The organism is Streptomyces sp. NPDC021224 (genome assembly GCF_044332905.1).
In the GTDB taxonomy this organism is placed as follows: Bacteria; Actinomycetota; Actinomycetes; order Streptomycetales; family Streptomycetaceae; genus Actinacidiphila.
Genome location: NZ_JBIRPW010000006.1, coordinates 274,042 through 297,987 on the forward strand (window position 1 = coordinate 274,042; position 23,946 = coordinate 297,987).

The window sequence follows — 23,946 nt, forward strand, 5'->3', positions numbered from 1 at the left end:
CTCGTAACATCGGTCCATGGCCACGACGGACTACTCCCAAACCGGCGCCCCTCCGGCGTCCGTACCCCCGGCGGGCCCGGTGCTCGCCGACGGGGAGACGTCCAGGACCGTGCGGCTTCCCGGCCTCAGCCTGCTCGTCCGCTCCCGCGACGCCGCGCCGGACGGCCCGCGCGACGCGGTCGGCGCCGCCGCCACCGAACCGGCGCTCTTCGTGCACGGCCTCGGCGGCTCGTCGCAGAACTGGTCCGCGCTGATGGCCGCGCTCGACGACGTCCTCGACGTCCAGGCGCCGGACCTGCCGGGTTTCGGCCATTCCCCGCCGCCCGACGACGGCAACTACTCCGTCGCCGCGCACGCCCGCGCCGTCGTACGGCTGCTGGACGCCGAAGGCCGCGGGCCCGTGCACCTGTTCGGCAACTCGATGGGCGGCGCCGTCGCCGTCAAGGTCGCCGCCGCCCGGCCCGACCTCGTCCGCACCCTCACGCTCGTGTCGCCCGCGCTGCCCGAACTGCGGATCCAGCCCACCGCGCTGCCCACCGCGCTCGCCGCCCTGCCCGGCACCCCCGCGCTCTACCTGCGGGCCACCCGCGGATGGTCCGCCCAGCGCCGCACACAGGCGCTGCTGTCGCTGTGCTACGCCGACCCCTCCGTCGTCGGGCCCGCGGAACGCGCCGCCGCCGCGACCGAGTACCAGCGCCGGGTGGACCTGCCGTACTTCTGGGACGTGACGATCCGCTCCACCCGCGGCATCGTCAACGCGTACACGCTCGGCGGCCAGCACGCCCTGTGGCGCCAGGCCGAACGCGTCCTCGCACCGACGCTGCTGGTCTACGGCGTACGCGACAAGCTGGTGTCCTACCGCATGGCCCGCCGCGCCTACCGCACCTTCCGCGACGCACGGCTGCTGACCATCCCGCGCAGCGGGCACGTCGCCATGATGGAGCACCCGCGGCTCGTCGAGCGGGCTTTCCGCGATCTCCGCCAGGAAATCGCCGCCCGGCCCCACGCCGCCGCCGCCACGGGTAGCGTCGCGGCGACGACCGGCACGGCGGGCGCGGCGAGCGCGGGCGGCGCGGGCGGTACGCCGGGCACGGCGACGGGCATGAGCACTGCGGCAAGCGGGAGCTGATCGAGGGCGTGGGCAAACACAGCGCGCGGGACGGCCAGGACGGCCCCGGCAACGGCGACGCACGGACCGGCGGCACCCCGCGGACGGGGGGCTTCCCGGGGCCGGGCGGTGCCCCGCAGGCCGGGGGCCCCACCGGGGCTTTCCCGCAGCCCGGGGGACTCACCGGCGGCCTCTCCGGGACGGGCGGTCTCTCCCAGGTGGGCGGCGGTCCCGAGACGGAGGGCCGCGCGCCGCACGCCGGGGGCAGCGGCCCGCAGGCCGGTGGACCCCTCATGGGCTCGGGCACCTTCGCGCCCCCCGGAACCGCGCTGGGCACCCCCGGCAGCGGGCGCCGGCGGCGCACACCCGTCGGGCCCTACACCGAGCCGTTCGACCCCTTCGTCGACTCCGGCGCCTTCGCCACCGTCCGCCCGCAGGGCCCCGGCGCCCGGCCGCGTCCCGTGGAGGCCCGCCCGCCGCACCACCCCGAACACCCCGAGCACGCCGCCTGGGGAGCCCCCGACACCTGGGCCGACGACGGCGTGCGGCGCCGCGACCTGCCCTTCGACCCCGTCGAGGAATGGGCCGAGGGCTGGGCCGCGCAGGACGCCGCCACCGCCGCGGAACTGCGCGGACCGCGCGTCCACCCGCCGGGCGGCGGCGTCCCGCGGCCCCGCCAGGAGTTCCTGGACGCCTTCGAGGTGCCCGCCCCGCGCACCGAACCCGCCGCCGAGCCGGGCCCCGTCCTCCCCGCCGACCCCGCGGCCCCCGGTGGTACCGGGCCCCGCCGCAGGCTCGGTCGGGTCTGGACCATCACGGGCATCACCGGGATCGCCGCCGCGGCCGTCGTGACCGTCGCCGCAGTCACCACCGGCAACCCGCTCTCCGGCCTCGGCCGCAAGCACCCCGGGCCCGACCCCACCAGCGCGGACGTCCCGCCGCCCGCGCTCACCCCCTCGGCCGCCGCCGCGCCCACGGCGTCCGCCACGCCCACGACGTCGCTGCTCGACTACGACCAGCAGATGGACCGGCAGTACCCGCTGGCCGCCGACCTCAAGCTGTCCGGCGCCTTCGACACCGTCCCCGGCCACCAGGCCGCGCCCGGCAAGGGCAAGGTCATGACCTTCCGGGTCGACGTCGAACGCGGCCTCCCGCTGGACCCGCAGCTCTTCAGCGACACCGTCTTCCGCACCCTCAACGACGACCGCAGCTGGGGCCACGGCGGCACGATGACCTTCGAGCGGGTCGCGAGCGGGGACGCGGACATCGTCGTCACGCTCGCCAGCCCCGGGACGACGGCGAAGTGGTGCGCGAAGTCGGGGCTCGACACGACGATCGACAACGTGTCGTGCGATGCGGCGTCGACGCCGCGGACGATGATCAACGCTTACCGCTGGGCGCAGGGGGCGGATACGTTCGGGCCGGAGCTGATGCATGCGTATCGGCAGATGCTGATCAATCACGAGGTGGGGCACCGGTTGGGGCACCACCATGTGGGGTGCCCCACCGCCGGGGCCCCGGCGCCCGTGATGATGCAGCAGACGAAGTTCCTCTCGCTGAACGGCGGGCCGACGTGCAAGCCGAACGCTTGGCCTTATCCGTAGGGCGCTCCGGGGTGCTTGTTGCGGTTCGCCGCGCGACCTTCCCTTTGTGGGGGCTGGTCGCGCCGTTCTCCCCCAGAGCTTCGCCTGGGAGGTGCCCCCACGCGCCCCTTTGCGCGGCGCCGCCGTCGCTGGGTCGGGTGCCGCCACGGGGCACCTCCTCGGAATGCGCCTTCACCCTCCTACGTAGAGGGTGAGCCCCTCCCAGCGCATTCCTGCGGGGGCACCCCGCACCGTCCCCCTCCACGCGGAGTAGCGGCTGCCTGCCGGTGAGGGTGAGCGTTCTCGGGGGCGCGGGGTCCGGGCACCCGTTTTTCCACGGCGCAGGGCGCGGGTGCGTGGGACGGCAGCCGTTTTTGAGGGGCGCGGGGAACTGCGCGACAAGCCACGACGGTGGGACGATCGCGAACGCCACCGCAACAGCCACCCCATGGCGCAAAGGGGCGCGTGGGGACACCTCCCAGGCGAAGCTCTGGGGGAGAACTGCGCGACCAGCCGCGACGGTGGGGCGATCGCGAACGGCACCGCAAGAGGCACCCCTTGGCGCAAAGGGGCGCGGGGAACTGCGCGGCCAGCCCACCACCGGCGGGGGATCGCGAACGGCACCGCAAGAGGCACGGCACCCCGGAGCGTGCGGGTGGTGCAACGCGCGGGGTTGGGAGAGGTTACGCCCGTTCACCCCTTTTGATGGCGTCGCGGACAACCGTCCGCCGCCATGCCCGGACGGCGCAATACGGTCGTCGCGCCGGGCGGGACACGGACCCGCCGGGTGCGACGGACGAGAAGGGCCGGACCCGTGCGGATTGGATTACTTACCGAGGGTGGTTACCCGTACGCAAGAGGTGAGGGTGGCGCCTGGTGCGACCGCCTCGTGCGGGGGCTGCCCGGTCACGACTTCGACGTGTACGCGCTGAGCCGCTCGCCGCGCGTGGAGGCGGCCGGGCATGTGGAGTGCCCGGCCCATGTGGGGCGGGTGCGGCAGGTGCGGCTGTGGGGTCCCGCGGTGGCGGACCCGCCGCGGCGGGTCGTGCGGGGGGCTTTCCGCCGGGGGTTCCGTGAGTTCGCGGAGGCGCTGGCGGGGGCGGACGGGGGGAGTCCGGCGGGGCGGGCGGACCGTTTCGCCTGTGGGCTGTACGCGCTTGCGGACCTCGCCCAGGAGCGTCCCGGCGCGCTTCCCGCGCTGCTGCGGGGGGACGAGGCGCTCGCCGAGCTGGAGGCGGCGTGCCGGGCGCCCGGCGTGCGCCCGGTACTCGCGGACATCGTGGTGACGGAGCTGCTGACGGTCGTCGACGAGCTGGAGCGGCTGCTGCGGCCGCTGTCCGTGGAGTGGTACGGCCCGGCCGAGCTGGGCGCCGTGGACGTCTGCCACGCGGTGTCCGGCGGACCCGCCGCGCTGCCGGGTCTGCTGGCCAAACGGTTCTGCGGTACGCCGCTCGTCGTCACCGAGTACACCGTCCGCGCCCGGGAGGCGCTGCTCGCGCACCGGGCCGCCGGGCTGCCCCCTGCCGTACGGGCGCTGCTCGGCGATCTGCACCGGCTGCTGTCGGGCGAGGCCTACCGGCAGGCCGCGCTCGTGACGCCCGGGTCCGCGCACGTGCGGCGCTGGCAGGAGCGGTGCGGGGCGCCGCCGGAGCGGATGCGGACGATCCATCCCGGGATCGACGCGGGGCGCTTCGCGCGGGCCGGGGCGGCGGCGGAGGCCGAGGCGAACGCGGAGGAGAAGGTGGCGCACGCGGACCCCACGGTCGCGTGGGTGGGCCGGGTGGACCCGGCGAAGGACCTCATCGCGCTGCTGCACGCCTTCCACACGATCCGCCGCGAGGAGCCGCGGGCGCGGCTGCGGATCTTCCACGCCCGTGCGGTGGACGAGCGCGCCGCGGCCTACCTCGGCCACTGCCGCACGCTTGCCGCGCAGCTCTTCCCGGACGAGGCGGCGGACGCCCGTGCGGTGGGCGAGAGCCCGGTGAGCTTCGAGGAGATCGGCTCGCCGGGCGCGCCGGAGGCCGCGGACGCGTACGCGGCGGGTGACGTCGTGGTGCTGTCGAGCTGCGCGGAGGGCTTTCCGCTGAGCCTGGTCGAGGCGATGTTCTGCGGGCGGCCGACCGTGTCGACGGACGTCGGCGCGGTGCGCGAGGTCATCGGCGGGACCGGGCTCGTGGTGCCGCCGCGCAATCCGAAGGCGCTCGCCGAGGCGACCCTCGACCTGCTGCGCGGGCCCGACCGCGCGGCCCGGCTCGGAGCCGCGGCCCGCGAACGGGCGCTCGCCCTCTTCACCGTCACCGCGTCCGTGGACGCCTTCCGCGAGAGCTACCTCGGGGTGGTGGCCCACCACCCGGCCCGCCGCCCGGCCCTCCTCGACGCGCGGGGCGCGCCACGCCCCTTCATCACCCCCGCGGAATCCCTCGCCCCCAGCCGACTGGCCCCCACCCCGGCCCACCCCGCGTGGTCCCCCCTCCCCGAAACGGCCCGCTCATGACCCCCCACCCTTCTCCGATACCGCCCGACGCCGATCTCGACCTCACCCGCCTGTTCGCCCGCGCCGCCGTCCCCCCGGACGCGCCCGCCGATGCGCGATCCGCCGCCGGGCGGTCTGCCGTGGACGAGGGCGGGGGGTCCGGCGGGGGTGTCGCGGGAGAGGGGGCGTCAGGGGGGCGCTCGGGGGCTCGCGGGAGTGGCGAATCGATTACGCATGCGCCGCGGGCCGAGGTTGCGCGCGGGGTGTCCCGGCGGCGCGGGCCCGCCGATCCGGTGCGGGCCGTGATGCACCGGCACCGGGCCATGCTCGCCGGGGCCGTCGACGCGTGGGAGATCGCCGCCGGGCTGGAGGCGTACGGCGTGAGCGACGGGGAGGCGCGCCGGCTGCGGCACCGTGACGTGTTCGGCCTGGCCGAGGAGCTGTACGCCCGGGTGCCGCGTGCCGCGCGGGTGGTGGCCCGGCCGGAGCGCCCGGCGGCGGGGGCCGTGCGGCTGCGCGGGCGGGCGGTGGCCGCGCATCTGCTGCCGGGGGCGGGGTGTGTCCTGGCCGCGGGGCTGCCCGCGGCGGCCGGACCGGTCGCGGCGCTGGCCGCGGTCGCGCTGTGGGCGGCGCTGCGGGGCGGGCCGCTGCGGGTCGCGTACGGTGCCGGCGCGGCCGTGTGGACGTACGGGCTGCTGGCCTTCGCGCTGTACGGGCCGCCGGCCGTCACCGTGCTCGCCGGGCGCGGGCCCTTCGACACGGGCGCGGGTACGGCGGCGTTCGCCGCGCTGGCGCTGAGCCTGCTGCCCGCGGCGCTGCTGGCGCGCTGGTTCGCGGTCGCCGCCCGCGCCCAGCTCGCCCCGAGCCACGGCCTCGCCGAGTTCGCCGACGCCGTGCGGCCCCGGCTGGCGGCGGCCCTCGCCGGGTACGCCGCCGCGCTGACCGGCCTGCTGCTGGTGGCCGCCGCCCTGGCCGGGTCGGCGCCGCTCGCCGGGCCCGCGGCGCTCGGCGTGCTGCTCTTCACCGCCCGGCTGCTGGCCGTCCACGGCCGTCCGGGGCCCGCGGCGGGCGGGCTCGCCGCGGCGTGCGCGGCCGAGGCGCTGACCCTCGGGCTCGCGGCCGCCCCCGGCCACGTGGCACCGCCGGGCGGTGCGGCGGAGGCCGCGGTGTGCGGCGCCGCCGCGCTCGTGCTCGCCGTCCGGGCCTTCCGGCTGCTCGGCCGTGCGGCCGCGCACCGCCCGTTGCCGTACGCCCGCGACTGACCCTGTCACAACCCCTCAGGAGAACGACCCTTGACCACCCACATCCCCCGCCCGGCGCCACCGGCCCCGGGCAACGGCAGCGCCGGCCACCTGGCCGGCGTCCCCGCGGGCCCCGCCCGCCGTACCCCCGCGGCGCCCGGTGGCGCCGCCCGTACCGCTCCCGCGCAGGGAGGTCTTCGATGAGAGTGCTACTGCTCGGGGCCGACGGGTTCCTGGGGCGGCATGTCGCCGAGCGGCTGCTCGCGGATCCGGCGGTGCAGCTCACCGCGCTGGGGCGCAGCGACGACGCCGATGTCCGCTTCGACCTGTCGAGCGGGGCGCCGGGGGTGCTCGCCCGGTTCCTGGACGCGGTGCACCCGGGCGTGGTCGTCAACTGCGCCGGGACGACCCGGGGCGGCGCAAGGGAACTGACGCGGCAGAACACCGTCGCCGTCGCCACCGTGTGCGAGGCGATGCGGCGCAGCGGGGTCGGGGCGCGGCTGGTGCAGGTGGGCTGCGGGTCGGAGTACGGGCCGTCGCCCGCCGGGTCGTCGACCGGGGAGGACGCGGCGCCGCGGCCCGGCGGGCCGTACGGGGTGAGCAAGCTCGCCGCGACGGAGCTGGTGCTGGGTTCGGGTCTGGACGCCGTGGTGCTGCGGGTGTTCAGCCCGGTGGGGCCGGGCACGCCGACCGGCGCGCCGCTCGGGCGGATCGCCGAGGCGCTGCGCCGCGCGATGCAGAACGGCGAGCCCGAGCTGCGGCTCGGCGGGCTCGGGGTGCAGCGCGACTTCGTCGACGCGCGGGACGTGGCCCGCGCGGTGCACGCCGCGTCGCTGTCGGCGGCGCAGGGCGTGGTGAACATCGGCAGCGGCCGCGCGGTCCGGATGCGCGACATGGCCGCGGCCCTCGCGCACGTCGCGGGCTACGAGGGCGCGGTGCGCGAGCTGGACGAGCCGCCGGCGGGGGGCGCGGCGGTGCCGCCGTACCCGGACGGCTGCGGCCTGTGGCAGCAGGCCGACGTCCGCACCGCGCGCGACCGGCTGGGCTGGCGGCCGCGGATCGGCCTGGAGGAGTCGCTGGCCGACGTGTGGATGGAGGCGGCGTGCCGCGTGTGACGAAGGCGCCCCGCACCACGGGCACCGGGACCGGGCTCGCCGTGCCGGGGCTCGTGCACCCGCTCATGGCCCCGGCCGAGTGGGCCGAACTCGCGCGGCCCGGGGCCGATCTGCGCTGGGCGGCTTTCGACGTGAGCCGCGGGCCGGGGAGCCGGCCGGATCCGCTGTACGCGGAGGTGACCGCGCGCGTCCGTGAGAACGGTGTCCCACTCCTCGGGACACTGGACGCCGCGTACGGCGACCGGCCCTTCGGGGAGCTGGTGTCCGACGCCTCCCGCTACCTCGACTGGTACCAGGTCGACGGCTTCTACCTGGACCGCGCGCCCACCGCCCGCGACCATGCCGCGGACTGCCACTGGGCGGTGACGACGCTGCGCGCGCTGCTCGGCCGCGAACCGGCGGGCGGCGCCGCCCGGTCGGCGGGGGCCGGGCCCGTCGTGCTCGGCCACGGCGTCCACCCGCACCCGCGCTACGCGGAGATCGCCGACCAGCTCGTCACCTTCGCCGGGCCCTGGGACCGTTACCGCTGGTCGGAGGCCCCGCAGTGGACGGCGGCGCACCCGCCGTCCACGTTCGTCCACCTCGTGCACTCCGTGCCCGGCCTGCATCTGGACGGCGCCCTGCGCATCGCCCGCTGGCAGGGCGCGGCCACGGTGTGCCTGACCGACCGCGGTGACCGCGGCGGCACCGACCCGTGGTCGGGCCTGCCCGGATACTGGGACCGGCTGGTGCGGGCCGTCGGCGGGGCGGAGGCCGGGCCGGCGTCCGCGGCGGGTTCCGGGCCGGGCGGCGGAGGGGGCGCGGACCGGCCGCCGCCCACCATGTGACCGCCGGACGTCTCGGCCTGCGGACCGGGTGTCTTGGAATGAAGACCGGCGTGGCAGTGTTGCAGGAATGCGTGTACGAACACGCGCCCGTACCGTCTGAGACCGACCAACCGTATTGCTGAGGTCCCTGTGTCGCTGCCACCCCTGGTCGAGCCGGCCGCCGAGCTCACCGTTGACGAGGTCCGCAGATATTCGCGTCACCTGATCATCCCCGATGTGGGCATGGACGGGCAGAAGCGGCTCAAGAACGCCAAGGTGCTGATCGTCGGCGCCGGCGGTCTCGGCTCGCCCGCCCTGATGTACCTCGCCGCCGCCGGTGTCGGCACGCTCGGCATCGTGGAGTTCGACGAGGTCGACGAGTCGAACCTGCAACGCCAGATCATCCACAGCCAGTCCGACATCGGCCGCTCCAAGGCCGAGTCCGCCCGCGACTCCGTCCTGGGCATCAACCCGTACGTGAACGTCGTGCTGCACGAGACCCGGCTCGAGTCGGACAACGTGATGGAGATCTTCTCCCAGTACGACCTGATCGTCGACGGCACCGACAACTTCGCGACCCGCTACCTGGTCAACGACGCCTGTGTGCTGCTCGGCAAGCCGTACGTGTGGGGCTCGATCTACCGCTTCGACGGCCAGGCCTCGGTGTTCTGGTCCGAGCACGGCCCCTGCTACCGCTGCCTGTACCCGGAGCCCCCGCCGCCCGGCATGGTCCCCTCGTGCGCCGAGGGCGGCGTCCTCGGCGTGCTGTGCGCGTCGATCGGCTCCATCCAGGTCAACGAGGCGATCAAGCTCCTCGCGGGCATCGGCGAGCCGCTCCTCGGCCGGCTGATGATCTACGACGCCCTGGAGATGACCTACCGTACGGTCAAGGTCCGCAAGGACCCCGACTGCGCGGTGTGCGGCACCAACCCCACGGTGACCGAGCTGATCGACTACGAGGCCTTCTGCGGTGTCGTCTCCGAGGAGGCGCAGGCGGCGGCGGCCGGTTCGACGATCACTCCCAAGCAGCTCAAGGAGTGGATCGACGACGGCGAGAACATCGAGATCATCGATGTGCGCGAGCCGAACGAGTACGAGATCGTCTCGATCCCGGGCGCGAAGCTGATCCCGAAGAACGAGTTCCTGATGGGCAGCGCGCTGGAGACGCTGCCGCAGGACAAGCGGATCGTGCTGCACTGCAAGACGGGCGTGCGCAGCGCCGAGGTGCTGGCGGTCCTGAAGTCCGCGGGCTTCTCCGACGCCGTGCACGTCGGTGGCGGCGTGGTCGGCTGGGTCAACACGGTGGAGCCGCACAAGCCGATCTACTGACCGGCGCGCACACGGCACATCGCGGACGGACGGCGGGGCCGGCACCCTTCGAGGGTGCCGGCCCCGCCGTCGTGTGTACGGGAGTGCCGGGCGGTGCCGTCAGCGGTTGACGGCCTGGATCTCCCGGACGGTCACCTGCTGCGGGGTGTTGCTGACCACGCCGTCGGGCAGGTCACCGCCCGCGCCGCCCGAACCCGTCCAGCTCACCTTCCAGGTGACGGTGACCTTCAGCGGATAGGGGGCGCTGCCGACCGTCGAGCGGCGGTAGGTCATGCCGCACGGCGGGATCGCCTTCGCGTCGCCGTTGTAGGCCGCGCCGACCGAGCCGTTCGCGGCGACCGGGCACAGGCCGGAGGCGGGGTAGCGGGTCGCGTCGGCCTCGCCCGGATCGACCTCGACCGGCTGCGGCACCGCCTTCGTCTCGGCCCACAGCTGCGCGCCGCCGCCGAGGTCGATGTACGCGCGGACGCGCACGGGGCTGTAGTTCTGCGTGAGGCGCACCCACGTCGGCAGGTTGACGGTCTGGGTCTTGGCCGGGCTCGTCACCACGGTGACGCCGGGCACCCGGGTGTTCGCGTACGCCAGCTTCGACAGCATCTCGACGGTGATGACGTTCGGGGTGCCGGCGGGCGGCAGCTTGCCGTTGTCGACCCAGAAGGGCAGCGTGCCGTTGCAGTCCATGGTGCGCGGGTCGTTGCCCATCTCCGGGTTGGAGATCGGACCCCAGAACTGGCCCTTGCCCTGCTTGTCGAGGTTGAAGTCCTTGTAGCCGTCACCCCCGCCGTCCCAGGTGTAGCCCTCCTGGTAGTGCCGCTGGAGTTCGTTCATGGCCTCCAGCGCGTAGTTCGCCTGGCCGGGCACATTGGTGTCGGCGACCTGCTTGAGGACCTTCTCCTTGAACGTCTTCGGGTCGCCGACCGGGCCGATCCAGCACGGCGGTGGCGTCCACGTCACGTTCGACGAGCCCATGGGCACGGTGGCGCCCTTGCTCGTCCTGCCGGACGGGTAGGTGACGTGCACCCCTGCCGCCAGCAAACCGCTGCCGTCGCTGCCGCCGGAGGCGGACTTCGACGGGCTGGTGTACGCGAAACCCGGACCCGCGGCGGCCAGCACCAGCACCCCGGCGACCACGAATCCGCGGCATATCGCCGCGGGCACTCCTACTGCATGCACTGCTTCGCCCCTTCCTGCACGGCGAGTCCCTGGACCTGCCAGAACGGGTGCGCCGTAGCGACCTTGACCACGACCAGGGAGTAGCCGAGGTAGTTGCGGGGGTCGTCACCGGTCACGCGCACCTTCCCGGTGGCGATCTCCTTGCTGTAGAGCTTCGACTGGTCCTCGCACAGCGTGATGCCCACCGACGTGGCCTTCGCGCCGCCGCTGCCCTCGGTGAAGGCGGGCAGGTAGAAGCGGTCGGTGCCGCTGAGCGTGAGCTTGCCGCTGATGTTGGCCCGCACGAAGTCCTTGCCGTGCTCCAGCGCGGTGTTCGCCGCGTGCGCGTACAGCGGCGGGTCCTGGAGGTTCTGCTTCACCACGGCGTGGTCGACCGCCTGGAGGTAGTTCGCGGCGGCCGTGAGCGCGGCGTTCTGCGCCGTGTCGGCCGGCATCGTCCAGTCGAAGACGACCTTCACGTCGGCGGGCAGCGCCACGGCGGGGTCGATCGTCAGCGGCGCCCCGGGCCTGGACCCGGACGACGACGGCGTTGTCGATGCCGGAGCGGAGGCCGTGGTGGCGGACGGCACATCGATCGTCTTGCCCTTGTCCGACCCCGAGCTGCTCCCGCACCCCGCCGTCGCCACCGCGGCGACCGCGGCGGCAACCGCCACCGCACAGCCTGTCAGCGCCCTGTGGGCTCGCATACGTTCGGCTCCCCGTCCGGCCGTCCCGACACGGGACCGCGGGGTACGGCGCAGACGCGTACCACCCAACTGGTCCCCGATTCCAGGAAACTCACCGTACAGAAAGCGGAAGGCGCAAACGAGTGCCCCGGTGTGCGGATTCGGTCACGGCCGTGTCTCGAACGCGCCCCCGCCGCGCGCCCGGATCACAACTCGCCGCGCCGGCTGAGCTGGGTGAAGGACAGCCAGCCGGGCAGCACGGGCAGCCAGAACGTCAGCAAGCGGAAGAACAGCACCGCGGGCGTGGCCACCTCCTTGGGCAGGCCCGCCGCGATCAGACCACCGGTCAGGGCCAGCTCGACCGCGCCCACCCCGCCCGGCGTCGGGGCGGCCGAACCCAGCGCGTTGCCCGCGAGGAAGACCACCGCGATCGTCGCGTAGCTCAGGCTCCCGCCGAAGGCGCGCACACAGCCGTCCAGGCAGACCACGAAGGTCACCGTGACCATCAGCGTGCCGCCCAGGCCCGTGGCGAGCTTGCCGGGGCGCTGGAGGACGTCCAGCATGCGCGGCACCACGCCCGCGAAGAGCGCCCGCACACGCGTCGAGACGAACTTGCGCAGCGCCGGCACCGCCGTGACGACCAGCACCAGCACGCCCGCCGTCAGCAGCCCCGCCATGACCGTGCGGGACGGCGACAGCGACGGCGTCTTCTCCGTGCCCGTGATGAAGCCGAAGATCATCAGCAGCAGCACATGCATCCCGAGGCCGACGAGCTGGGAGGCGCCCACGCTCGCCACCGCCAGGCCCGGGCGCACCCCGGCCTTCTGCAGGTAGCGGGTGTTGAGCGCCACACCGCCGACCGCGGCCGGCGCCACCAGCTTCACGAACGACCCGGCGACCTGCGCGTGCACCGTCCGCGGCAGCGACAGCCGCTCGGGGACGAAACCGGCCAGCGCGCACGCGGCCGCCACATAGCTCGCCGCCGAGCCCGCCACCGCCACCAGCGCCCACTGCCAGTCCGCGTGCGCGATGGCGTGGCCGATCGGCACCGAGCTGAGCTGCGACAGCAGGAAGTACGCGGCGAAGGCGCCCGCGATGACGGTGATCAGTGTGCGCGGCTTGATGCGCTCCAGCCGTACCGGCTCCACCGGGGCCTGCGGGCGGATCAGCAGCACCTGCTGCCGGATCCGCGACAGCAGATCCTCCTCGCGGGCCTCCTCCAGGGCGATCTCTATGGCCCGCTTCTCCGCCTTGCGCTCCGCCTTCGAGACCGCCTTGCCGTCCCGTTCGTCCGCCTCGGGCTGCTCGGCGTCGGCCCGCACCGCACCCCGGCGGCCCGCCGCCTCCAGGTGTTCCTGGGCCCGCCGCTGGTCGCGGGCCTCCTTCTCGCGCGCGGACGCCGCGAGCACCGCCTCCCGCTCGCGCTGCGCCCGCTCCCGGCCGAGCTGCTTGAGCTGGGCGCGGGTGGCGCGGCTCAGCGCGATCGGCTGGAGCAGCGGCAGCGCGTTCGCGGCCGCGTCCGGCCCGAGCACGGCGACCGCGGAGGCGACCGCGCGTTCCGGGCCGACCCGCAGCGCCATCGTCGTCAGCAACTGCGCGACGTCCATCCGCAGCACGATGTCCCCGGCCGCGATCTCGCCGCCCCGCAGATCGGTCAGGAAGACCCGCCCCGACCGGTCCACCAGCAGTGACTCGCCCACCAGGCGGCGGTGCGCGATACGCCGCGACTGGAGCGCCCGGACCTGCGTCCACGCCTCGCGCAGCAGTGTGTCGGTGATCTCCTCGTCGGCCAGCGCGTCCAGCCGCCGGCCGCCGATGTGCTCGTAGACCAGCATCACGGCGTCCGGGCCCAGCTCGGAGGTCGCGATGAGCTTCGGCGCGTTCGCGCCCGCGGCGATCGCCGCGTACGCCAGCAGGGCCTCCTGCTCCAGGGCCTGGCGCAGCGACAGCAGGCTGCGCCGCTCGTTGATGCCGCCGACCAGGGACAGCCGGCGCCAGGCGCGGTAGAAGAAGCCCTGCGCCTGCTGCTCGCGGTCGACCACCGTGACGTCCAGCGGCGGACCGTCCTCCAGCGTCACCAGGTAGCCGCGCCCGCGGTCGGTGTCCGCCGTCCCCGGCCCGTCCTGCCGCACCCGGCGGGCGGTCTGCGGGCTGAAACCGACCCGGCGCAGCCCGGCGAGCAGCTGGCGGCCGGTCGGCCGGACGTTCGGCGAGCCGACCGCGTAGACCGTGCCGTAGCCGATCGTCCAGCCGATCAGGACCGTCACGGCGATCGAGAACGGCGTCGTGTAGCCGCCGACCAGCACCGCGAAGGCGTCCAGCAGCAGCACGAACCACAGCGCCACCCGCCAGCGCGGGCGGCGCGCCATGCCCACCGCCGTCACATAGGCGATGACCGGCGCCAGATACCCGTGCACGGGGTCGGTCATGCCCGTGCCGGACGGCGAGTTGTGGGTGAGCGCGTCGCGGATCGGGCCGGGCGCCGAATTCGTCACCCACAGGTCGGTGGCCAGCGCGGTGCCGTGCGCCAGCACCGCGGCCAGCACCCCGTCCGCGATCCGCAGCCCGTCCCGCTTGGCCAGCCGCTCGATCGCGAACGCGACCGGCACGATCAGCACGGCGATGCTCGCCGTCAGCCCCGCGAACGACGACAGCACGTCGGGCGCGTGGTCCGTGCCCTTGGTGATGTCCGTCTCCAGGCCCGTCGTGGTCGCGTGCGCGAACCCCGCGACGGCCAGCACGACGGCGATGCCCAGCAGGCCGAGCAGGAAGCGTACGAGGTCGGCGGGCCGGTGCACGCGCGCGGCGAGCAGCGGCTCGTCGACGGCGACGGGCGCCGGGTAGGGCTCGGGCACGACGGTGTGCCCGTGCCCGTGGTCCTCGCCGTGCCCGGGTTCCTCTTCGTGCCCCGGGCCGTCGGCGGAGGGGGAGCCGCCCTCCCCGCCGTCGCCCCGGTCGGCGGGCGGAGTGTCGCCGGAGCCGCCGGTCGGACGGGGGGCGCCGCCGTCGGGGCCCTTCCCGCCGTGCCCGCCCCTGCCGCTCCCGTCACGCGCCGGGTCGGGGGGCGTGCCCCCGGCGTCCGGCCGGTCGGGGGCGCCGCCGGGCCCTTCACCGTCCCGCCCGGGGCCGCCGTCGGCGCCCCCGTCGTCGGAGGCGCCGTGGCCGGGCCGGTCGCGGTGGCCGTCGGCACCGGTGTGCGGACGGGGCCGGGCGCCGCCCCCGTTTCCGGGCGCGGGCAGCGCTCGACGGGCGCGGGAGGCCGCTCCGGCCTCGTCCGCGCCCGGCTGCTGATCCGCTTCGGTCTCTTCTTGATCTCGTATCACCAGTCACCGCCGGGACGATGGTGGCATGAGCACCGTACGGATGACACCGGAACCCCCCGGTGTCGGTGGTCTGCGGCAGGATTGGGCGGATGAGCGACGAGAGCGCGGAGAACGCCGGGAAAGCCCCCGACGGTCCCGGTGAATACGCGGACAAGGTGCTCGACACCGTCGACCTGATCCCGCCCGGACGCGTCATGAGCTACGGCGACGTCGCCGAGTGGCTCGGCGAGGGCGGCCCCCGCCAGGTCGGCCGGGTGCTCTCGCTGTACGGCAGCGGGGTGCCGTGGTGGCGCGTCGTCCGCGCCGACGGGGCGCTGCTGCCCGGCCACGAGCTGAGGGCACTGGACGCCTACCGGGCCGAGGGCACCCCGCTGCGCACCGCGGGTCCCGCCGCCGAGGGCCACGTACCGCGCATCGACATGCGCCGGGCGCGCTGGGACGGGCGCACGCCCGGCGCGGACGGCGGCTGACGGCCGGAAACTCATGCCTCCCAGCTTCCGCCATCCGTGGCCGGACCACGGCATCGCCCCGCCGGGCGGCCGCGCGGGGCACGGCGGCGCCGGGCGCGCGTCCTCAGCGGCGCGGGGTACGGCGCGGGCGACCACCCGCGGTCCGGTGATCCGGCGACGACCGGACCACCCCTCCGCGACGGTGACGACCGCCGCCGACGCCACGGCAGAGGCCGCCGCGAGCACCCGCCCGGCGCACGGCGGCGTGTCCGCCCGCCGGACGGCGTAGCGTCGGGGGCCGGCGCCCCGGGCCGCCGCGTACCGCCCGCGGCACAGCGGCGAGCGCCGCGGCGAGCCCACCCCGGCGTACAGCCGTACGCACCCCACCACCCGGCGCGCCCGCGCGCCCCCGCACCACCGACCACCACGAAACCGGCGAACCACGTGATCCTGTCTCCTCCTCCCGCCCCCGCGGCCTCCGCGGCAACCGGCTACCGGCTGCTGCGGACCCCGCCGGAGCCCGTGCGGCCCCCTGTGCTGGACGCGGACCAGCGGGCGGTGGTTGAGCACCGGGACGGTCCGCTGCTGGTGCTCGCCGGGCCCGGCACCGGCAAGACCACGACGCTCGTGGAATCCGTACTCGCCCGGGTGCGGGCCGGGACGGCGCCGGACCGCGTCCTCGTCCTGACCTTCGGCCGCCGCGCCGCCGTCGATCTGCGCGACCGGATGGCCGCACGCGGCCTCGCCGGGCTGCACGCGAGCACCTTCCACTCCTTCTGCTACGCCCTGATCCGCGAGGAGCAGAGCCCCGAGGCCTTCGAGGAGCCGGTGCGGCTGCTGTCCGGGCCCGAGCAGGACCTGCTGGTCCGCGAGCTGCTCGCCGGGCAGCCCGGGCTGGAGAAGGAGGGCCTCGGCCGGGTCCGCTGGCCCAAGGACCTGCGGGCGGCCCTCACCACGCGGGGCTTCGCCGACGAGGTGCGCGCGGTGCTGGCCCGCACCCGCGAGCTGGGCCTCGGACCGGACGCGCTCGCCGCCTTCGCCACACGCATCGGCCGCCCCGACTGGACCGCGGCGGCCGCCTTCCTGGACGAGTACCTGGAGGTCACCGAGCTGGGCGGGATGGTCGACTACGCCGAACTGGTGCACCGCGCGGTACTGCTGGCCCGGCGCCCCGAGGTGTACGAGCGGCTGTCGCGGCGCTACGACGCCGTCTACGTCGACGAGTACCAGGACACCGACCCCGCGCAGGTGCGGCTGCTGCGGGCGCTCGCCGGGCAGGGCCGCACGCTCGTCGCGTTCGGCGACCCGGACCAGTCCGTCTACGCCTTCCGCGGCGCCGACGTGAACGGCATCCTCGGCTTCCCCGAGCAGTTCCCCGGGCGCGACGGGCGCCCCGCGCCGGTACGGGTGCTGCGCGCCTCGCGGCGGGCGCGCGCCGGACTGCTCGCGGCGACCCGGCAGCTCGCCGCGCGCATGCCGCTGCCCCGCCTCCCCGCCGCCGCCGTCCGCGCCCACCGCGCACCGGCCGCGCTCGCGCCGGGCGGCACGGTGGCCGTTCGCACGTACCCGACGCCGGGCGCGGAGGTCGAGTCCGTCGCGGACACGCTGCGGCGCGCGCACCTGGAGGACGGGCTGCCCTGGCACGACATGGCCGTCCTGACCCGCTCCACCGCCGCCCTCGCCCCCCTCCGCCGCGCCCTCACCACGGCAGGCGTCCCCATCGACCTCCCCCCCTCCACCACCCCCCTCCACACCGACCCCGCCCTGACCCCCCTCCTCCTCGCCCTCCGCCTCGCCGCGACCTCCCTCCTCCCCGACCGAGCGACCGAGAAAGCCGCCGGGAACCCGCCGGAGGCGCCGGTCGGCGGGGACGCGCCGGGTGAGGACTTCTCCGGGCCCCGAGGGCAGGCGGGGACCGCCGGGGACCCGGCGGAGGCGGCGGACGGCGCCGGGGCCGTGCCCGCGGCCCAGACGCCTCCTGCGGGTCCGGTCGGCGGGGACGCGCCGGGTGAGGACTTCCGCGGGCAGGCGGAGACCGCCGGGGATCCGGCGGACGGCGCCCGATCCGTACCGCCCCCCGCCGGAAAGGCGGGCGCCGCCGGAGACGCTGTCTCCTCCGGGGCGGCGGACGGTGTGCGGGTCGGGGTCGAGGACGCGCTCACGTTGCTCGGGTCGCCGCTCGGGGGGATGGACGCCGGGGATCTGCGGCGGCTGGGGCGTGCGCTGCGGGAGGAGGAGCGGGCGGCGGGGGCCGCCGTACCGCGGCCGTCGGACGAGCTGATCGCGGAGGCGCTGAGCGAGCCGCGGCGGCTCGTCGCGCACGACGCCTCGTACGCCCGCGCCCCGCGGCGCCTGGCCGCGCTGCTGGGCCGGGCCCGTGCGGCGCTCGCGGCGGGCGGCACCGCCGAGGACGCCCTGTGGGCGCTGTGGGACGGCACCCCGTGGGCGGCCCGGCTGGAGCGGGCCGCCCTGCGCGGCGGCGCGGCGGGCCGCAACGCCGACCGCGACCTGGACGCGGTGTGCGCGCTGTTCGAGTCGGCGGCCCGCGCGGAGGAGCGCACGGGCGGCCGCGGCGCCCTGAACTTCCTGGAGGAGCTGTCCCACCACGACATCGCCGCCGACACCCTGAGCGGCCGCACCGTCCGCCCGGACGCGGTGCGCCTGATGACCGCGCACCGCGCGAAGGGCCTGGAGTGGCGGCTCGTGGTGGTCGCGGGCGTGCAGGAGGGCGTGTGGCCCGACCTGCGCCGCCGCGGCTCGCTGCTGGAGGCGGACCGGATCGGCCGTGACGGCATCGCCCCGCCGCTGAGCCAGGGCGCGCTGCTCGCGGAGGAGCGCCGGCTGTTCTACGTCGCGGCGACCCGCGCGTCCGAGCGCCTGCTCGTGACGGCGGTGCGGTCCGCAGCGGACGACGGCGACCAGCCGTCCCGCTTCCTCGCGGAGCTGGGCGTGCCGCCGCAGGACGTGACGCACCGGCCGCGCCGCCCGCTCGCGGTGGCCGCGCTGGTCGCGGAGTTGCGGGCGACGGCCGTCGACCCGGCGGCCTCGCCCGCGCTGCGGGACGCCGCCGCCCGCCGCCTGGCGCGGCTAGCGGCGCTGAACGACGACGGCCACCCGCTGGTCCCGGCGGCGCACCCGGGCCGCTGGTGGGGCCTGTACGAGCCGACGGCCTCGGCCGTACCGCTGCGGGACCGCGACCAGCCGGTCGCCCTGTCCGGCAGCGCGCTGGACCAGCTCGCCAACACGTGCGCCCTGCAGTGGTTCCTGGGCCGTGAGGTCAAGGCGGAGCCGCCCGCGACGGCCGCGCAGGGCTTCGGCAACGTCGTGCACGTGCTGGCCGACGAGGTCGCGTCCGGCCGCGCGCCCGCGGACCTGGACGTGCTGATGGCCCGGCTGGACAACGTGTGGGACGCGCTCGCCTTCGACGCGCCGTGGAAGTCGCGGCAGGAGAAGGACAACGCCCGCGCGGCCCTGGAGCGCTTCCTGCGCTGGCACGTCATGGAGCGCGGCCGCACCCCGGTCGCGTCCGAGCACGACTTCGACGTCACCCTCGCCGCGGGCGACGCCCAGGTGCGGATCCGCGGCAGCATGGACCGGGTCGAGACGGACGCGCAGGGCGCCGCCTATGTCGTGGACTTCAAGACCGGCCGTGCCAAGCCGACCGCCGCCGAGGTGGCCCGCCACCCGCAGCTGGCCGTCTATCAGCTGGCGGTGCGCGAGGGCGCCGTCGATCCGCTGTTCGGCGGCGCCACCCCGCCCGCGGGCGGGGCCGAACTCGTCCAGCTGCGGCTGGGCGCGGCCCGCCGCGACGGCGGCGAGACCGTACCTGCGGTGCAGCGGCAGGAGCCGCTCGCGGGGGAGTGGGCCGAGGACCTGCTGGCCACGGCCGCGGCCCGGGTGCTGGACGAGCGTTTCACCCCGGCCGCCGGCCAGCACTGCGCGCACTGCGCCTTCCGCGCCTCCTGCACGGCCCGCCCGGAGGGGCGGCAGGTCGTCGAGTGACGGGAAACCGCCTGCCGGGTGGCCGACATGTTGCCGCCGGGCGACGGGAAAGCGCGCCCGAGCTGCGCGAACGGGCGCGGTCGTCGGTGTCGGTGGCGCCCGCTATGGTTTTCCTGTGCCACCCGGGGTGGGGAAGCGCGCCCACGCGGGCGTTGCCGGCACGGTATCGAGGGGGTACGGGCCATGCCGGCCACACGAACGTTCATCGCGGCGCTCTGCGCCGTAGCGGCGGGAGGCGCCGCCCTCACCGGATGCGGCGGTGACAAGGGCGACGACGCGGCCCCGCTGCTGAAGCCGGCCGCGACGACGGCGGCGCCGACGACGGCCGCCGAGCCCTTCGCGGACAAGACGGCGGAGGAAGTGCTCAAGCAGGCCGAGCAGGGCATGCGCGACACGGGCGCCATGACGTACGAGCTGTCCGGTTCGGACGCGGACACCGGCCAGATGCACGTCAAGGGCACCTTGACGACGACGAACAAGTGCGCCCTCGCCGTGGACATGGGCCAGGGCAAGGTCCAGCTGATCTTCACCGGCGGCGACTACACGTACATGAAGGGCGACAACACCTTCTGGACGGAGAACGCCGACGCCGAGTCCGCGAAGGTCATCGGCGACAAGTGGGTGAAGATCCCCTCCTCCGAGTTCGACTCGGACGACAAGGACAACTTCAAGACCATGTGCGACCTCAACGGCATGATCGACACGCTCAGCGAGGACGACGGGGACACGACCAGCACGCTGACGAAGGGCCACACGGCCACGGTCGGCGGCCAGCAGGTGTTCCAGCTCCTTGAGACCGACAACAAGGACAAGACGACCATATCCGTCACGACGGGCGACAGCCCCGTCATCGTGCGGGCGGAGGGCACCAGCGACGGCCAGCCGATGCTCATGGTCTTCTCCGACTTCGGCAAGCAGCCGAACGTGACGGCGCCGCCGCCCTCGCTGACCATCGACCCGAGCAAGGTCGGCGGCCCCGGCGGCCTGCACATCTGACCGGCACGCCGGCCTGCCGCGGTGCCCCGTGCGGGGTATCGCAGCAGGCCAGCGGCTCCCGGTGTCGGCGGCTCCGGATAGCCTCCATGGGTGGCGACCCGCATCGAATCGCCCGAGCAGCTGAAGGAGCTGCTGGGCATCCCGTTCACCCCGGAGCAGACGGCGTGCATCGTCGCGCCGCTCGCCCCGGGTGTGATCGTGGCCGGCGCGGGCTCCGGCAAGACCACGGTGATGGCCGCCCGGGTGGTCTGGCTCGTCGGTACGGGCCAGGTCGCGCCCGAGCAGGTGCTGGGCCTGACCTTCACCAACAAGGCGGCCGGTGAGCTGGCCGAACGCGTCCGCAAGGCGCTGGTCCGGGCGGGCGTGACGGACGGCGACGCGGACGACGCCCCCGGCCGCCGCGAGGCCCCGGTGGCCGATCCCGGCACGGATTCCGGCGCCGATCCGGACGCCGGGCACCCCGGCGAGCCGCAGATCTCGACCTACCACGCCTTCGCCGGGCAGCTGCTCAAGGACCACGGCCTGCGCATCGGCCTGGAGCCGACCGCCCGGCTGCTGGCCGACGCCACCCGCTACCAGCTCGCCGCCCAGGTGCTGCGGGCCGCCCCCGGGCCCTACCCGGCGCTCACCAAGGGCCTGCCCACGCTCGTCGGGGATCTGCTGGCGCTCGCCGGGGAGCTGTCCGAGCACCTGGTGCCGCCCGAGCGGCTGCGCGCGTACGACGAGCGGCTGGCGGCCGAGCTGGCCGGTCTCGACCCCGCCCGCCGCGGCTTCGCCTGGGTGAAGGACGTCCGCCAGGCGGTGGCCGCCCGCCAGGACCTCGCCGGGCTGGCCGCCGCCTACCGCGAGGGCAAACGGCAGCGCGACCTGCTGGACTTCGGCGACCAGATCGCGCTGTCCGCGACGCTCGCGCAGACCCGCCCCGAGGTCGGCGCCGCGCTGCGCGAGCAGTACCGGGTGGTGCTGCTCGACGAGTACCAGGACACCTCCGTCGCCCAGCGGCTGCTGCTGGCCGGGCTCTTCGGCGGCGGCACGGGCCACGCCGTCACCGCCGTCGGCGACCCCTGCCAGGCCATCTACGGATGGCGCGGCGCCAGCGTCGCCAACCTCGACGACTTCCCCGCGCACTTCCCCCACGCCGACGGCCGCCCCGCCGACCGCTACGCGCTCAGCGAGAACCGCCGCTCCGGCGGCCGCCTGCTCGACCTGGCCAACACCCTCGCCGCGGAGCTGCGCGCCCGGCACGAGGGTGTCGAGGCGCTGCGGCCCGCGCCCGGCGCCGAGCACGACGGCCTGGTGCGCTGCGCCCTGCTGCCCACCCAGGCGGACGAGACGGCCTGGCTCGCCGACTCCGTCGCCCACCTGGTGCGTACCGGCACACCCCCCGGCGGCATCGCGGTGCTGTGCCGTACGGCCGCGCACTTCCCGGAGATCCACGCGGCGCTCGTGGCCCGCGAGGTGCCCGTCGAGGTCGTGGGCCTGTCCGGGCTGCTGCACCTGCCGGAGGTCGCCGACCTGGTCGCGGTGTGCGAGGTGCTGCACGACCCGACCGCCAACGCCTCCCTGGTACGGCTGCTGACCGGCCCGCGCTGGCGGATCGGCCCGCGCGACCTGGCCCTGCTGGGCCGCCGCGCCCGGCTGCTCGTCCGCCACGGGGCCGACGCGGGCGGGGACGGGCGGGACCGGCTGGCCGCCGCCGTGGAGGGCGTCGACCCGGCCGAGGTCGTCTCGCTGGCCGACGCGCTGGAGACCTTCGCCGATCTCCCCGGCCCCGACGACGGCCTGCCCTTCTCCGCCGAGGCCCGGGTGCGCTTCGCGCGGCTCGCGACCGAGATCCGCGACCTGCGCCGCTCGCTGGCCGACCCGCTGATGGACGTGCTGCACCGGGTGCTGGCCGTGACCGGCCTGGAGGTCGAGCTGTCGGCCTCCCCGCACGCCCTCGCCGCCCGCCGCCGCGAGACGCTCACGAACTTCCTGGACGTCGCCGCGGGCTTCGCGGCCCTGGACGGCGAAGCCACGCTGCTGGCCTTCCTGGGCTTCCTGCACACCGCCGCCGAGTACGAGAAGGGCCTGGACAGCTCGCTGCCGGGCGGCGAGAACACCGTCAAGGTGCTGACCGCGCACAAGTCCAAGGGCCTGGAGTGGGACGTGGTGGTGGTGCCCGGACTCGTCGACCGGGGCTTCCCCAGCACCCGAGGGCGCGAGCTGTGGCCCGTCAACGCCAAGGTGCTGCCGCACGGGCTGCGCGGCGACGCCGCCACCCTGCCCGACGTCCCGGAGTGGACGCGTGCCGGGCTCGACGGCTTCCGCGAGGCCATGAAGGAGCACCAGCGCATCGAGGAACTGCGGCTCGGCTACGTCACCTTCACCCGGCCCCGCTCCCTGCTGCTGGGCTCGGGCCACTGGTGGGGGCCGACGCAGAAGTCCCCCTTCGGGCCCTCCGCCTTCCTCGACGCCCTGCGCGCGCACTGCGAGGCCGGGTACGGCGAGATCGAGGCCTGGGCGGAGGAGCCCGAGCAGGGCGCCGCCAACCCTGCCCTGGAGGAGACCGCCGAACCCGCCTGGCCGCTGCCCCTGGACCCGCGGGCGCTGCACCGCCGCCGCACCGCGGCCCGCCGGGTGCTGGCCTACGCGGCGCGGGAGGAGGGCGGCGCCGAGGTGTACGGCGGCGGCCCGGCCGCGATCCCCGGGGCACGGGAGGCGGCCGACCCGGCGCACGGCTTCGACGACCGGGACCCCGACGACCCCGACGACCCCGACGACCCCGACGACCTCGGTGACCGGGGCTTCGGCGGTACGGGCGACGGCGTCACCGGCGGGGACGGGCTGGATCCGGCCGAGGCCCGGCTCGTCGCGTCCTGGGACCGCGACCTGGACGCGCTGGCCGACGAGCTGCGCCGCTCCCGCGCCACCGTGCGGGACGTCCCGCTCCCCCCCACCCTCACCGCGAGCCAGCTCATGCTGCTGGCCTCCGACCCCGACGCGCTGGCCCGCGAGCTGGCCCGCCCGCTGCCGCACCCGCCCGCGCCCGCCGCCCGCCGCGGCACCCGCTTCCACGCCTGGGTCCAGTCCCGCTACGACGCCCGCCCGCTCTTCGGACCCGAGGACCTGCCCGGTATCGAGGGCGGCGACGAGATCGCCGACGAGGCCGACCTGACGGCCCTCAAGGAGGCCTTCCTGCGCAGCCCCTACGCCGACCGCACCCCGTACCGGGTCGAGGTCCCGGTGCACCTCACGCTGGGCGGCCGGGTCGTGCGGGGCCGGATAGACGCGGTGTACCGCCACGCCGTGGCACCGGGCGGGACGCAACCGAGTCCCGGCCGGGACACCGACCCTGACGCGTACACGTACGAGATCGTCGACTGGAAGACCGGGCGTGACCCGGGGGCGACCGCCGACCCGCTGCAACTGGCGATCTACCGGCTGGCCTGGGCGGAGATGCTGGGCGTGCCGCCCGAGCGGGTGTCCGCGGCCTTCCTCTTCGTGCGCAGCGGCGAGATCGTGCGCCCGGCCCCGCTGCCGGACCGCACCGCGCTGGAGAGGCTGCTGGCAGCGGGCTGACCGGGCTCGGCGGGTCCCGTTCCGCGGGCGCACCGCGAGCCGGGCTACGCTCATAGGGCGCGCTCCACCTCGGACGACGTGGCGTATCCGTACCGTCACCGGGAATTTCCCTGGCCGCCGGA

Annotated in this window: 14 protein-coding genes; 11 read left to right on the forward strand and 3 right to left on the reverse strand. The window is 75.8% G+C overall.

Going from position 1 to position 23,946, the window contains the following annotated elements; genetic code table 11:
* The first annotated feature begins 16 nt into the window (after window positions 1-16).
* The 7 genes from ACH4PY_RS17795 to moeZ all read left to right on the forward strand — a co-directional run bounded on the left by ACH4PY_RS17795 (window position 17) and on the right by moeZ (window position 9,655).
* Window positions 17-1,129, forward strand: a complete 1,113-nt coding sequence (locus tag ACH4PY_RS17795; RefSeq protein WP_398182851.1) for an alpha/beta fold hydrolase — start codon at window positions 17-19, stop codon at window positions 1,127-1,129.
* 8 nt (window positions 1,130-1,137) lie between these two features.
* Complete coding sequence (locus ACH4PY_RS17800) at window positions 1,138-2,712, forward strand: DUF3152 domain-containing protein (RefSeq protein WP_398182854.1); 1,575 nt, start codon at window positions 1,138-1,140, stop codon at window positions 2,710-2,712.
* Window positions 2,713-3,505: 793 nt separating this feature from the next.
* Entirely contained in the window at window positions 3,506-5,185 is a 1,680-nt protein-coding gene (locus ACH4PY_RS17805; RefSeq protein ID WP_398182857.1) for a DUF3492 domain-containing protein, read from the forward strand.
* Between the two features lie 242 nt (window positions 5,186-5,427).
* Window positions 5,428-6,426 (forward strand): hypothetical protein, encoded by a 999-nt coding sequence (locus ACH4PY_RS17810; RefSeq protein WP_398182860.1) that lies wholly within the window; start codon window positions 5,428-5,430, stop codon window positions 6,424-6,426.
* 179 nt (window positions 6,427-6,605) lie between these two features.
* Entirely contained in the window at window positions 6,606-7,520 is a 915-nt protein-coding gene (locus ACH4PY_RS17815; RefSeq protein ID WP_398182863.1) for an NAD-dependent epimerase/dehydratase family protein, read from the forward strand.
* On the forward strand, window positions 7,508-8,347 hold the full coding sequence (locus tag ACH4PY_RS17820; RefSeq protein ID WP_398182868.1) for a spherulation-specific family 4 protein: 840 nt from the start codon (window positions 7,508-7,510) through the stop codon (window positions 8,345-8,347). The genes ACH4PY_RS17815 and ACH4PY_RS17820 overlap by 13 nt, the downstream gene beginning before the upstream one ends.
* A gap of 129 nt (window positions 8,348-8,476) precedes the next feature.
* Window positions 8,477-9,655, forward strand: a complete 1,179-nt coding sequence (gene moeZ / locus ACH4PY_RS17825) for an adenylyltransferase/sulfurtransferase MoeZ (protein ID WP_398182871.1) — start codon at window positions 8,477-8,479, stop codon at window positions 9,653-9,655.
* Window positions 9,656-9,754: 99 nt separating this feature from the next.
* On the opposite strand, the gene ACH4PY_RS17830 is transcribed toward moeZ, so the two are convergent.
* The 3 genes from ACH4PY_RS17830 to ACH4PY_RS17840 form a co-directional block, all read right to left on the reverse strand.
* The gene (locus tag ACH4PY_RS17830; RefSeq protein WP_398182873.1) at window positions 9,755-10,828 is read right to left on the reverse strand and encodes a hypothetical protein; all 1,074 of its coding nucleotides are present in this window, start codon (window positions 10,826-10,828) and stop codon (window positions 9,755-9,757) included.
* Window positions 10,816-11,514 (reverse strand): hypothetical protein, encoded by a 699-nt coding sequence (locus ACH4PY_RS17835; protein ID WP_398182875.1) that lies wholly within the window; start codon window positions 11,512-11,514, stop codon window positions 10,816-10,818. Before ACH4PY_RS17835 ends, ACH4PY_RS17830 begins: the two co-directional genes overlap by 13 nt.
* 185 nt (window positions 11,515-11,699) lie before the next feature.
* A complete protein-coding gene (locus ACH4PY_RS17840) occupies window positions 11,700-14,816 on the reverse strand; it encodes a lysylphosphatidylglycerol synthase domain-containing protein (RefSeq protein ID WP_398182882.1) in 3,117 nt (1,038 codons plus the stop codon).
* 89 nt (window positions 14,817-14,905) lie between these two features.
* Between ACH4PY_RS17840 and ACH4PY_RS17845 the strand changes: the two genes are divergently transcribed.
* The 4 genes from ACH4PY_RS17845 (at window position 14,906) to ACH4PY_RS17860 (ending at window position 23,824) form a co-directional block, all read left to right on the forward strand.
* Window positions 14,906-15,286 (forward strand): MGMT family protein, encoded by a 381-nt coding sequence (locus ACH4PY_RS17845; RefSeq protein ID WP_398182886.1) that lies wholly within the window; start codon window positions 14,906-14,908, stop codon window positions 15,284-15,286.
* Window positions 15,287-15,709: 423 nt separating this feature from the next.
* The gene (locus ACH4PY_RS17850; protein WP_398182889.1) at window positions 15,710-19,267 is read left to right on the forward strand and encodes an ATP-dependent helicase; all 3,558 of its coding nucleotides are present in this window, start codon (window positions 15,710-15,712) and stop codon (window positions 19,265-19,267) included.
* Window positions 19,268-19,450: 183 nt separating this feature from the next.
* Window positions 19,451-20,263, forward strand: coding sequence for a hypothetical protein (locus ACH4PY_RS17855; protein ID WP_398182891.1), 813 nt, complete (start codon window positions 19,451-19,453; stop codon window positions 20,261-20,263).
* A 90-nt stretch (window positions 20,264-20,353) separates the two neighbouring features.
* A complete protein-coding gene (locus ACH4PY_RS17860; protein WP_398182894.1) occupies window positions 20,354-23,824 on the forward strand; it encodes an ATP-dependent DNA helicase in 3,471 nt (1,156 codons plus the stop codon).
* Window positions 23,825-23,946 lie beyond the last annotated feature (122 nt).

Coding starts and splice junctions, on each gene's coding strand:
- ACH4PY_RS17795 (WP_398182851.1), top strand. CDS start 17: ATGGCCACGACGGACTACTCCCAAACCGGCGCCCCTCCGGCGTCCGTA.
- ACH4PY_RS17835 (WP_398182875.1), bottom strand. CDS start 11,514: ATGCGAGCCCACAGGGCGCTGACAGGCTGTGCGGTGGCGGTTGCCGCC.
- ACH4PY_RS17815 (WP_398182863.1), top strand. CDS start 6,606: ATGAGAGTGCTACTGCTCGGGGCCGACGGGTTCCTGGGGCGGCATGTC.
- ACH4PY_RS17845 (WP_398182886.1), top strand. CDS start 14,906: ATGAGCGACGAGAGCGCGGAGAACGCCGGGAAAGCCCCCGACGGTCCC.
- ACH4PY_RS17855 (WP_398182891.1), top strand. CDS start 19,451: ATGCCGGCCACACGAACGTTCATCGCGGCGCTCTGCGCCGTAGCGGCG.